We start from the raw sequence: 12677 nt of genomic DNA, 5'->3' as shown, positions 1-12677 counted from the left end.
CCCTCGGTGCGCGCCGGGATCAGCCACCACAACAGGCCGGCCGCCAGCAGCCCGAGTACACCCAGCAGGGTGACACTGGCGCGCCAACTGATGACCGCCAGCAACAGGCCGATCAACCCCGGGATCAGGGTCTTGCCGATATCCCCGCTGAAGTTGTACTGCGACAGCGCTTGTTTGACGCCCCCGCCCGCCTCGTGAGTATCGGTGATCAGCGACGAAGCCAGCGGGTGCTGCGTACTTGCACCCAGACCGCCCAGCAGCAGCGCCACCAGCAGCACCGCCAGCCCACCGGCCTGGCCGGCCAGCAGATAGGCCAGGCCCGCGAGCGCAGTGCCGCCCACCAGCAGACGTTCGCGCCCCCAGCGCGCCGCAGCGCGGCTGGCCAGTAGCTGGAAACCGGCCATCATGCCCGCATAGGCACCGCGCAACAGGCCGACCTGGGCGTAACTGAGGCCGAACTGCGCTTGCCAGATCGGCAACAACACGTAGATCACATCGGTCAGCCCATCGTGCACGGCATGCGCGCCGCAACCGGCCACCAGGGAACGGCGACGCACGCTTGCCGGGTCAGGCGGCGACAACGACGGGGCGGCGGTGTGCTTCAGGGTGTTCATTCGGGTCAGTGGCTCTCAGGCAGAACGCCGGGTCAACCCAGCAACTTCGCACAGTCGTTCATCACGCTGGCTTTACGCTGCAGGTATTCGGCAAAAATATCGCGCGCCGTGGCGGGGTCCACTTCAACCTGCAGGGCGCTGGTGAACTCGTTCACCGCCGCCACCGCATGGGCGAAATGGTTGCTCTCGGTGCCGCCGGTGTGCACGGTGACCCAGGCCACCGTCGCCCGGGATTTTTCCGGCGGCACGCCCATGTCCCGTACGAACCACTGCGAGTACATCGGATGGATGAACTCCACTTCGCCGTGGGTATACACCTCGTGGATCAACGTGGTCAGCAAGCCCTGCAACAGGTCGCGATCACGCAGGCGACGGCTGTCGGTCCAATCCTTGAAGGCCTGGGCCGAGGGCAGGCAATTGTCCTTCAACATCCACTGGTCATCGCCGCACAGCGCGGTCGCCATGGTGTAGAACAGGTCCGCGTGCACGGTGTTGCCCAACGCGCCCAAGTCTTCATCGGTGATGCGCTGCAGGCTGCCGCAAGCGCGGTACAGCTGCGCGGCGGCAGCGGAACCGGCGTCGCAACGCGCCAGCAACGTAATCCGATTGGCCAGGCCGGACACACTGGCCGCCGAATTATTGGTCTTGGACCAACTGGCGAAGAACTTGCGCAGTACCGCCGGCGAATGCCGACGCGAGGTGAGTCGCGCAAAAGCCTCTTCGATATCCATCAGCGCCTCTTCCTCAGCCCAGAAGGCTTCGAACAGGGCATGCCGCAAGGTACTGGCCGGCATGTCATTCAATACCGGTTCGACGATCTTCAACAACTGGCTGCGTTTGATCAGGGTGTCAGTCATATTCACCTCTCATAATCCTTTATTGGATGAAACATCAGGCCGGTTTGCCGCGTTGGCCGGCGATCAGCGCCTGGGTGTTTACCGGTTTCCAGCCCAGCAGGGCGATCACCAGCGACAACAACTGAAAACCTGCGATCAATGCCACGCAGCCCGGCCAGCCCCACTGCTCCCAGAGCAGCGCCGGGGCCACGGCGCCGGCGCTGCCGCCCAGGTAATAGCCGGTCAGGTACAGGCCTACGGCGCCGGACTTGTCCTGCCCGGCCGTGGTGGCGATGTAGGCATTGGCGCAGGCCTGGGCCAGGAATACGCCGGTCGAGCTCAGGGCCAGGCCCAGCACGATCAGCCACAGGGACGGCAATAAGGTCAGGGCCGACCCGCAGAGCCCGAGGGCCACGGCGGCACTCAGTAACTGCGATTGCGGTCGCGATTTGCTCAAGCGCCCGGCAATGGGAATCACCACCAGCGCCAGCAGGAACACGGCATACAGTGTCCCCAAGGCGGCGGCGCCCAGGTTGAACGGCGCCTGGCTGAGATACAGCCCGGCATAGGTAAAGGTGGCGACTTGTGAGAACAGCACGCAGAAACCGACGCCATAGGCCGCCAGCAAGGGTTTGCGCAAAAGCCGGCGCACCCCGCGCGCGCCCACGACCGCAAGGTTGGGACGTGCCACTGGATTGGCCGGCAGCAACAACAGGATCAGCAGGCCCACCGCCAGGCTAATCACTGCCAACAGCTCGAAGGCTTCGCGCCAGCCGACATATTGGGTCATGACCCCGGAGACAAAGCGCCCGGCAAACCCGCCGAGTACCGTACCTGCGACGTACAGGCTGGTGATCTCGGTGACGGTCGTTGCACGCCAGCGGTCGCCGATATAGGCCACGCTGGTGGCGAACACCACCGGGATCAACATACCCTCGATAAACCGCCACACCAGCAGCTCGGCAAAACTGTCCACATAGGCCGTCAGCAGCGTCGGCAGCGCCAGCAGCAAGGCGGCCGCGACAATCACTGTGCGTTGCTCGAAACGTCCGGTCAGGCGCCCGACAAACGGCGCAGTCAGCGCCACCGCCAGGGTGGTCACGGTAATGCTCCACCCGGCCTGCCGGGCGCTCACCTGGAAGCTTTGGGCAAACACAGGCAGGATGCTCTGGGTCGCGTAGAGATTGAGGAACGCCGCACAGCCACACAGAAACACGGCAAGGCGGGCGTGATGCAAGCGCGGGTTCATGGGACCTCTCGTCTTATTGTCGAGGATCTTTATAGAATGCCCAGCGTGGCGAACACCAATACCGAATTCGGACCGATCAATACCCAGGAAACAGAATGCTTGATTTACGCAAGTTACGTTACTTCCTGACGGTCGCCGAAGAGTTGCACTTCGGTCGCGCGGCGCAGCGCCTGCACCTCGCCCAGCCGCCCCTGACGCGGCAGATCTCGGCCCTGGAAACCGAGCTCGGCTTTCGTCTGTTCGACCGCACCAGCCGCACGGTCACCCTGACCGCCCAGGGCCGGCACTTTCTACCCTATGCCCGCGCCGCGCTGGAGCACGCCCGGCTCGCGCAGGACATTGCCGCCAAGCTGGCCGCCGGCGCCACCGGCCAACTGGTCGTCGGCTATGCCAGCTCCATCGCGCTGTCGGAGCTGTTCAGCCAAACCCTGCGAGCCTTCGCCCAGCGTTTTCCCGAGGTGCAACTGACCCTGGTGGAGAGCGCTTCCGGCAGCCTGCATGCGCACGTGCTGGACGGTCGCATCGACATCGGCATGAGCCGCCTGCTGCCGGAGCCCGGGCAAACCGACGTCGAGGTGTTGTCGTTGGGGCAGGAACCTCTGGTCGCAGCGCTTTGCAGCGACAACCCATTAGCGGGCCAGGACGAAGTCACCCTCGCCCAGCTCAGTGAGTTCCCGTTGATTCTGTTCCCCAGCGATTACGGTTCGGGCCTCAACGGTTCCATCGAGCAGCTGTATCAACGCCACGGCCTGGCGTTGCGCCCGGGCCCCGCGGGGCGCCAGATCACCTCGATCATCGCCCTGGTGGCGGCAGGCCAGGGTGTCTCGCTGGTGCCCCAGTGCACCCGCACGCTGGCCAGGCAAGGCGTGGTCTACCGACCATTGGCAGACCCCGAAGCCTGGGTGCACCTGCTGATCCTCACGCGCTCGCAATCACGCTCGCTGCTGGTCGAGGCGTTCATGGGGGTGGTCGGTGAAATGCTGCAAGGCCGGCCGGCGCTGGCTTAATCCGGGCAAAAAAATACCCCTGCGCGAGGGTAATGCCGTTCAGTTTTTGTAGGAGCGAGCTTGCTCGCGAAAAACCACAGGCGCCGCGTTCAATCAGGACACACGCGTTATCGTTGACGTTTTTCGCGAGCAAGCTCGCTCCTACAGAGGGCGATGTACGCTTAACTGAACAGCATTACCCTGCGTGAGGGGTATTTTTCTACAGGCTGCTGCGTACAGGCGCGGCCGAAGCTGCGCCCGTTGCCGAATCAGGCCAGTTTCTTGTGGCGTACCCGGTGCGGTTGGGCAGCGGCTTCGCCCAGGCGCTTTTTACGGTCCGCTTCGTACTCGGTGTAGTTACCTTCGAAGAACACCGCTTGCGAATCATCCTCGTAAGCCAGGATGTGAGTCGCCACGCGGTCAAGGAACCACCGATCGTGAGAGATCACAATGGCGGCGCCCGGGAAGTCCAGCAGGGCTTCTTCCAGGGAACGCAGGGTTTCAACGTCGAGGTCGTTGGACGGTTCGTCGAGCAGCAACACGTTGCCGCCCTCTTTCAAGGTCAGGGCCAGGTGCAAGCGGCCACGCTCACCACCGGACAGGTCCTTGACGAACTTCTGCTGGTCGCCGCCCTTGAAGTTAAAGCGGCCCACATAGGTACGCGCCGGGATTTCATAGTTGCCGATACGGATCTGGTCGGAGCCGTCGGAAATCTGCTGGAATACCGTCTTGCTGCCATCGAGGTCTTCACGGCTCTGGTCCACACAGGCCAGTTGCACGGTTTCGCCGATCTCGATGCTGCCCGAATCCGGGGTTTCCTTGCCCATCAGCATGCGGAACAGCGTGGACTTACCCGCACCGTTACCGCCGATAACGCCGACGATCGCGCCTTTTGGCATGGAGAACGACAGGTTGTCGATCAGCACGCGGTCGCCGTAGCCTTTGGAAACGTTCTTGAACTCGATGACCTTGTCACCCAGGCGCGGACCGGCCGGGATGTAGATCTCGTTGGTCTCGCTGCGCTTCTGGAATTCCTGCGACTGCATTTCTTCAAAGCGTTGCAGACGGGCCTTGGATTTGGACTGACGGGCCTTGGCGCCTTTGCGCACCCACTCCAGTTCTTCCTTCATGGCTTTTTCATGGGCCGATTGCTGCTTGGATTCGGCGGCCAGACGGTCGGACTTGGCTTCCAGCCAACCGGAGTAGTTGCCCTCGTAAGGGATACCGGCGCCACGGTCGAGTTCGAGGATCCAGCCGGCGACGTTGTCGAGGAAGTAACGGTCGTGCGTGATCGCTACCACGGTGCCCGGGAAATCGTGCAGGAAATGCTCCAGCCAGGCGACGGAATCGGCGTCCAGGTGGTTGGTCGGTTCGTCGAGCAGCAGCATGTCGGGAGCCGACAGCAGCAGGCGGCATAGGGCCACGCGGCGCTTCTCGCCACCGGACAGGAACTCGACCTTGGCGTCCCAGGCCGGCAGGCGCAGGGCGTCGGCGGCGACTTCGAGCTGGCGCTCCAGGTTATGACCGTCGCCGGCCTGCAGGATGGCTTCGAGCTTGGCCTGTTCGGCGGCCAGCTTGTCGAAGTCGGCATCCGGCTCGGCGTAGGCGGCGTAGACCTCGTCCAGGCGCGCCTGGGCGTCCTTGATCACGCTGACGGCCTCTTCGACCACTTCACGCACGGTCTTGGTCGGATCCAGGATCGGCTCCTGGGGCAGGTAGCCGATGTTCAGCTCCGGCATCGGGCGGGCTTCGCCTTCGAACTCGGTGTCGACGCCGGCCATGATTTTCAGCAGCGTGGATTTACCCGAACCGTTGAGGCCGAGCACGCCGATCTTGGCGCCTGGGAAGAAGGACAGCGAAATGTTTTTCAGGATTTCCCGCTTCGGCGGAACAACTTTTCCCAGCCGATGCATGGTGAAGACGTATTGAGCCATGGTGAACCTAGCGTCAGTGACTGATGAATTAAGCGGACGAAGCCCGTGCCAGGCCATGCGCCGCGCGGGCCGTTGACTATCATCAATGCCGGCGAGCGAAAAAAAGCCTGAATATCTGGGGCTGGAACGCCCCCGCGTAACCGGCAAAGCTACCTGAATGCGCTGGGGCAGTCCAGCCAGGCGGGACTGGCACTTTGCCACAACTCAAGGCATGCTAGCCGCCCTCCGGGCGTCCGGCTTATAGTGCACGTCGCGCGCCAGTCCAGCCAACCGCAGGATCACAGCTTGTCCAAAGTCACGCCGCCCACGCCCTTGCGCGCCGCTCATCTAGCGCCAGGAGCGCCCCTGCACGGCACCTTTAAAGGCGCGTTGGCGACGCTTGTGCTGGTGTTGCTCGCGTTATTGTTCTGGCAACTGCTCGACCAATTGCAGCAGAACCAGAAAAACCAGCAGCAATACACCATCGACTACAGCGCCGACCTGGCCGAACAGATCAGCCAGAACATGGCCCTGAGCGCACAGATCGCCTTGAATCTGCTGCCGATGGTCGAGCCGCCGCGCAACGCCGAACAACAACAGGCCCTGATGCGCACGTTGCAGCGCTCATTTCCCGAATTGCGCAGCTTCGCCCTCCTCGCCCCCAGCGGCGCGCTGATCAGCGACACCGCCGGCGACAGCCAGGACAGCGCCCTGCTCGAAGAACTGGTCAAGCGCAGCCACGCCCAAGCCTATTACCTGAGCAACGACAGCGACGGCACCGTCATCTATCTGTTGCTGCACCAGCCCAGCGGTGGCTCGAAACTGTACTGGGCACTGCGCCTGACGCCCACTTACCTGGCCAACCTGACGCGCCAGGATGCCCAGGGCCAGCGCCCGATGTGGGCGATCGAGAACCGCCTGAACCACCGCGTGGTCAGCCGCGACAGCGGCATGCCAGCACCCTGGGCCACTGCGTTGACCCCGGACGAGTTGAATAAAAGTGTGCTGGTCACACCCTTGAGCAAAAGTGACTGGCAACTGCACGGGCTGTTCGACCGCAGCGCGGTGCTCGAACAACTGCTGCCGGCCTTTATCGGCAAATGCCTGCTGGGCCTGGCATTTTCGCTGATCCCGGTGATCGTGCTGCTGAACATGCGTCGGCGCCAGCGCCAGGTGAATGAGGGCCGCCGACGTTACCAGGATATTTTCGAAGGCACCGGCGTGGCCTTGTGCGTACTCGATCTGTCGGGCGTGAAGGCGTTCTGCGACAAGCCTCAGGTGCAGGACAGCGAACAATTGCATGCCTGGATGCAGGCCAACCCCGCCGAGCGGCGCAAACTGCTCAAGGAGTTGCGCGTCACCGAGATCAACCAGATGGCGGTGCGCCTGTTGGGCGTCAGCTCCTGCGAGCAGGCCTGGGAGCGCCTGATTGACGATGGCCCGCACAATGCCACCTCGATCGGCCACCAGGTGCTGGAAGCCGTACTGACCCGGCAAAAACAACTGGAGCTGGAAATCCAGCTCAACGATGTGGCGGGCAATGAACAATACCTGTGGCTGGTCATGCGTCTGCCGGAACAGCAGGATGACATCAGGGCGGTCATCCTCAGCATCAGCGATATCACCAGCCGCAAGCTGATCGAGCTGTCGCTGGTCGAGCGCGAGAGTTTCTGGTCGGATGTGGTACGCACCGTGCCCGACCACCTGTATGTGCAGGACGTGGTCAGCCAGCGCATGATCTTCAGCAACCATCACCTGGGCCATACCCTCGGCTACAACAAAGCCGAACTGCAGAAAATGGGGGAGTACTTCTGGGAAATCCTGCTGCACCCCGAAGACGCCGAGCATTACCAGGACGCGCGTCAACAGCAACGCGAGGTGGGTTATACGACCCAACTGCACTGCCAGCTGCGCTTTCGTCACCGCAACAACCAGTGGCGACGCTTCGACATTCGCGAACAGGCCCTGGCCACGGACACCTCGGCGGCGGTCACACGGATCATCGGCGTGGCCAAGGACATCACCGACCAGATCGAGGCCAGCGAATCCCTGCGCGACAGCGAACAACGCTACCGCATGCTGGCCGAAAGCATCAGTGACGTGATCTGTTCCACCGACAGCCGACTGGCCCTCAACTACGTCAGCCCATCGGTCAACGCCGTGCTGGGGTACGACGTGGACTGGGTGTTCAAGAACGGCTGGCAGTCGATCATTGCCAACCCGCAGCAGCTCACCGGCATGTACGGCCTGATGGAGCAGGTCAGCCGTGCCGTGGGTAATCCCGAGGCGCTGAACAGCCTGCGCGATGAGGTGCAGACCCAACTGTTCCTGTTCGACTGCCTGCGCGCCGATGGGCGCAAAGTGCCGATCGAGCTGCGCGTGGTGCTGGTGTGGGACGAACATGGCGCGTTTGAAGGCATCCTCGGCGTCGGCCGTGATATCAGCCAGCAACGCCGCGCGGAAAAAGACCTGCGCATGGCGGCCACGGTGTTCGAACACTCCACCTCGGCGATCCTGATCACCGACCCGGCCGGCTATATCGTACAGGCCAACGAAGCCTTCAGCCGGGTCAGCGGTTACGCCGTCAGCGATGTACTCGACCAGTTGCCGAACATGCTCACCGTCGACGAACAGCAGGAAGCCCACCTGCGCTACGTGCTCAAGCAATTGCACCAGCACAGCACCTGGGAAGGTGAAGTGTGGCTCAAGCGCCGCAATGGCGAGCACTACCCGGCCTGGGTCGGTATCACGGCCGTGTTCGATGATGAAGGCGACCTGGCCAGCTACGTGTGTTTCTTCAGCGATATCAGCGAGCGCAAGGCCAGCGAACAGCGCATCCACCGCCTGGCCTACTACGACGCCTTGACCCACCTGCCCAACCGCACGCTGTTCCAGGACCGCCTGCACACCGCGTTGCAATCGGCCGAGCGGCAGAAATCGTGGGTGGTGCTGATGTTCCTCGACCTCGACCGTTTCAAGCCGATCAACGACTCCCTGGGCCATGCCGCGGGCGACCGTATGCTCAAGGAAATGGCCACGCGCCTGCTCGGTTGCGTGGCCGAAGACGACACCGTGGCGCGGATGGGCGGCGACGAGTTCACCCTGCTGCTGCAACCGCGTATCAACCGCGAAATGGCGCTGAACCGTGCCATCACCGTGGCCGAGCAGATCCTGGCCAGCCTGGTGAAGCCGTTCGTGCTCGAAGGCCGCGAATTCTTCGTGACCGCCAGTATCGGCATCGCCTTGAGCCCCCAGGACGGTAACGAGCTGAGCCAACTGATGAAAAACGCCGACACGGCGATGTACCACGCCAAGGAACGCGGCAAGAACAACTTCCAGTTCTACCAGGCCGACATGAACGCCAGCGCCCTGGAACGCCTGGAACTGGAAAGCGACCTGCGCCACGCCCTGGAACAGGACGAATTCGTGCTCTATTACCAGCCGCAGTTCAGCGGCGACGGCAAACGCCTGACCGGCGCCGAAGCCCTGCTGCGCTGGCGCCATCCACGCCGCGGCCTGGTGCCGCCGGGGGATTTCATTCCGGTGCTCGAAGAGCTGGGGCTGGTGGTGGATGTGGGCGACTGGGTGATCAGCGAAGCCTGTCGCCAGCTCAAGACCTGGCACCAGAACAAAGTGCGGGTGCCGAAAGTCTCGGTCAACATCTCGGCGCGACAGTTCTCCGACGGGCAGTTGGGCACGCGCATCGCCACCATCCTCAAGGACACCGGCCTGCCACCGGCGTGCCTGGAGCTGGAGCTGACCGAAAGTATCCTGATGCGCGAAGTCAACGAAGCCATGCAGATCCTCGCCAGCCTGAAAAACCTGGGGCTGAGCATTGCGGTCGACGACTTCGGCACCGGTTATTCATCGCTCAACTACCTCAAGCAATTCCCCATCGACGTCCTGAAGATCGACCGCACCTTCGTCGACGGCCTGCCCTCCGGCGAGCAGGATGCGCAGATCGCCCGCGCCATCATCGCCATGGCCCACAGCCTGAACCTGGCGGTGATCGCCGAGGGCGTGGAAACCCACGAGCAGTTGGACTTCCTGCGCGAGCATGGCTGCGATGAAGTGCAGGGCTACCTGTTCGGGCGGCCGATGCCGGCGAATCGGTTCGAGGCGCAGTTCAGCAATGATGCGCTGTTCATGTTTGACTGAGATGTGTGGTGAGGCCACTGGCCTCATCGGGGGCAAGCCCCCTCCCACATTTTGATCTGCGAACACATTCAAGTGTGGGAGGGGGCTTGCCCCCGATGAGGCCGGCACAGTCACCACCCACACCCAGATGAGCCCCACTTGTCCGCGACATGATGTCCTTTCATATGCCATCCAAAACCCATTGGGTTAGAATGCCCTCCTTTTCTGCCCCCGATCCTTGAGGACCGCCATGTTCAGCCGTGATTTGACTATTGCCAAGTACGACGCCGATCTCTTCGCCGCCATGGAGCAAGAAGCCGTGCGCCAGGAAGAGCACATTGAGCTGATCGCTTCGGAAAACTACACCAGCCCTGCGGTGATGGAGGCTCAAGGTTCGGTGCTGACCAACAAGTACGCCGAAGGCTATCCGGGCAAGCGCTACTACGGCGGTTGCGAATACGTCGACGTGGTTGAGCAGTTGGCCATCGACCGTGCCAAAGAGCTGTTCGGCGCCGATTACGCCAACGTCCAGCCCCACGCCGGTTCCCAGGCCAACAGCGCGGTGTACCTGGCCCTGCTGCAAGGTGGCGATACCATCCTGGGCATGAGCCTGGCCCACGGCGGCCACCTGACCCACGGCGCCAGCGTGTCCTCCTCCGGCAAGCTGTACAACGCCGTTCAATACGGTATCGATGCCAATGGCCTGATCGACTACGACGAAGTCGAGCGCCTGGCGGTCGAGCACAAGCCAAAAATGATCGTGGCCGGTTTCTCTGCCTACTCGCAGATCCTGGATTTCCCACGCTTCCGCGCCATCGCCGACAAGGTTGGCGCCTACCTGTTCGTGGACATGGCGCACGTTGCAGGCCTGGTCGCTGCGGGCGTCTACCCGAACCCGGTGCCTTACGCCGATGTGGTCACCACCACCACCCACAAGACCCTGCGCGGTCCACGTGGCGGCCTGATCCTGGCGCGCGCCAATGCCGAGATCGAGAAGAAGCTCAACTCCGCCGTATTCCCGGGCGCCCAGGGTGGCCCGCTGGAACACGTGATCGCGGCCAAGGCGATCTGCTTCAAGGAAGCGCTGCAGCCTGAGTTCAAGACCTACCAGCAACAAGTGGTCAAGAACGCCAAGGCCATGGCCGGCGTGTTCATCGAGCGCGGTTTTGACGTGGTGTCCGGCGGTACCGAGAACCACCTGTTCCTGCTGTCGCTGATCAAGCAGGACATTTCCGGTAAAGATGCTGACGCTGCCCTGGGCAAAGCCTTCATCACCGTGAACAAGAACTCCGTGCCGAACGACCCACGTTCACCGTTCGTCACCTCCGGCCTGCGCTTCGGCACCCCGGCTGTGACCACCCGTGGCTTCAAGGAAGCCGAGTGCAAGGAACTGGCCGGCTGGATCTGCGACATCCTGGCGGACCTGAACAACGAAGCCGTGATCGACGCGGTACGTGAGAAGGTCAAGGCCATCTGCAAGAAGCTGCCGGTGTACGGCGCGTAATACTAAGAAGCCCACTGTAGGAGCGAGCTTGCTCGCGAAAAACGTCAACGGTAACGCGTGCATCCTGGAAGCACGCGTTACCTGTGAGTTCTTCGCGAGCAAGCTCGCTCCTACAGGTGGGCTTTTTTATGCCCGGTAGACCCTGGCAAACCCTTCTCGAATCTTGTCTTCCGGCAATTCATCGGCAATAAACACAATCACACTTTCCCGCGTCTCACCTTCGGCCCACTCGGTGTCCCAGTCGAAGCCGTAGAGCTTCAGCACGCCCTGGAACACCATGCGCCGATCCTCTCCGGCAATGTTCAGCACGCCCTTGTAGCGCAGCAGTTGCTTGCCATGGTCTTCCAACAGTTCGTTCATGAACTCACTGAGGCGGTCTATATCCAGCGGCTGGTCGGTGCGCAGCACCAGGCTGGAAATACGGTCGACCGATGGCGCAGCGCTGACCGGGCGCAGGCTCATGCCGGCGTTGAGGTTGAAGCCGCGCACATCCAGTAACTCGGCGAGGTCGATCTTGCCATGCTCCACCACCCGGATTGGTGCGCGGCGATTGATGCGGGTCAGGCGTTCGCTGAGGGCGTTGAAGGAGGCTTCGTCCACCAGGTCGCGCTTGCTCACCAGCAGGCGGTCGGCAAAGCCGATCTGGGCCTGGGCGATGGTCTGGGTCAGGTGTTGCTCGGCGTGGGCCGCGTCCACCAGGGTGATGATGCCGTCAAGGATATAGCGCTCGCGCAGTTCCTCATCGATAAAAAAGGTCTGGGCCACCGGCGCGGGATCGGCCAGGCCGGTGCACTCGATCACCAGGCGGTCGAAGACGATTTCGCCGCTGTCCAGCCGCTCGAGCAGCAAGTACAGCGCCTTGGTCAAGTCGGTATGGATGGTGCAGCACACGCAGCCGTTGGAGAGGGTCATGACCTGTACCGGCTCTGCGCCCAACAGTTGGGTATCGATGCCGGCATCACTGAATTCGTTTTCGATCACGGCGATCTTCAAGCCGTGTTCGGCCTTGAGCAGATGGCGCAGCAAGGTGGTCTTGCCGGCGCCGAGAAAGCCGCTGAGCACGGTGACCGGAATGGGAGAGGACACAGACAGTTCTCCTTATATCTGAAGGAACACAAAACAAATGTGGGAGGGGGCTTGCCCCCGATGGCGGTGTGTCAGGCACTGATGTGTCGCTGATACACCGCTATCGGGGGCAAGCCCCCTCCCACATGGAATCACTACTGGCCAGAGTGCCGGGTCAGCAGCACTTGGGCCCACCCTTGCCGCCGTAACGGGCCTCCTGGCGTTCGCGGAAGAACGCCTTGTAGTCCATCATCGGCTTGTCCGGGTGCTTGGTTTGCATATGCTCGACGTACGTGTCGTAGTCGGGCATGCCGACCATCAGGCGCGCGGCCTGACCGAGGTATTTACCGAGGCGACTGATGTCATTGAACAT

At 62.5% G+C, this 12677-nt stretch carries 9 protein-coding genes; 3 read left to right on the top strand and 6 right to left on the bottom strand.

Annotation, left to right across the window (positions count from 1 at the left end; all coding sequences use genetic code 11):
• From BFP93_RS24325 to BFP93_RS24315, 3 genes are all read right to left on the bottom strand, one after another.
• The coding region (locus BFP93_RS24325) for an MFS transporter (protein ID WP_141688008.1) at positions 1-614 on the bottom strand (614 nt) is incomplete at its 3' end.
• A 32-nt stretch (positions 615-646) separates the two neighbouring features.
• Entirely contained in the window at positions 647-1471 is an 825-nt protein-coding gene (locus tag BFP93_RS24320; protein WP_065895221.1) for a hypothetical protein, read from the bottom strand.
• Between the two features lie 34 nt (positions 1472-1505).
• The gene (locus tag BFP93_RS24315) at positions 1506-2699 is read right to left on the bottom strand and encodes an MFS transporter (protein ID WP_065895220.1); all 1194 of its coding nucleotides are present in this window, start codon (positions 2697-2699) and stop codon (positions 1506-1508) included.
• 95 nt (positions 2700-2794) lie between these two features.
• Between BFP93_RS24315 and BFP93_RS24310 the strand changes: the two genes are divergently transcribed.
• Complete coding sequence (locus tag BFP93_RS24310) at positions 2795-3706, top strand: LysR family transcriptional regulator (protein WP_065895219.1); 912 nt, start codon at positions 2795-2797, stop codon at positions 3704-3706.
• Positions 3707-3954: 248 nt separating this feature from the next.
• Here the strand turns inward: BFP93_RS24310 and ettA are convergent, their stop codons facing one another.
• Entirely contained in the window at positions 3955-5619 is a 1665-nt protein-coding gene (gene ettA, locus BFP93_RS24305; protein ID WP_065886915.1) for an energy-dependent translational throttle protein EttA, read from the bottom strand.
• A gap of 285 nt (positions 5620-5904) precedes the next feature.
• Here ettA and BFP93_RS24300 point away from each other — a divergent pair, with 285 nt between their 5' ends.
• Both BFP93_RS24300 and glyA read left to right on the top strand, forming a co-directional pair.
• Positions 5905-9756: a sensor domain-containing protein gene (locus BFP93_RS24300; RefSeq protein ID WP_065895223.1), complete on the top strand. Its 3852-nt coding sequence runs from the start codon at positions 5905-5907 to the stop codon at positions 9754-9756.
• A 229-nt stretch (positions 9757-9985) separates the two neighbouring features.
• Positions 9986-11239 carry a serine hydroxymethyltransferase gene (glyA, locus tag BFP93_RS24295; protein WP_065895218.1) on the top strand — a complete coding sequence of 418 codons (1254 nt, stop codon included), beginning with the start codon at positions 9986-9988 and terminating at the stop codon, positions 11237-11239.
• Between the two features lie 126 nt (positions 11240-11365).
• On the opposite strand, the gene yjiA is transcribed toward glyA, so the two are convergent.
• Together yjiA and BFP93_RS24285 are read right to left on the bottom strand one after the other, a co-directional pair.
• Positions 11366-12325: a GTPase gene (gene yjiA / locus BFP93_RS24290; RefSeq protein ID WP_065895217.1), complete on the bottom strand. Its 960-nt coding sequence runs from the start codon at positions 12323-12325 to the stop codon at positions 11366-11368.
• Between the two features lie 154 nt (positions 12326-12479).
• A complete protein-coding gene (locus BFP93_RS24285; protein WP_003176208.1) occupies positions 12480-12677 on the bottom strand; it encodes a YbdD/YjiX family protein in 198 nt (65 codons plus the stop codon).

Source organism: Pseudomonas sp. 44 R 15, assembly GCF_900004965.1.
Classification (GTDB): Bacteria; Pseudomonadota; Gammaproteobacteria; order Pseudomonadales; family Pseudomonadaceae; genus Aquipseudomonas; species Aquipseudomonas orientalis_A.
Note: the sequence above shows the minus strand (reverse complement) of the source record. Positions and strands in the feature narration are given on the sequence as shown.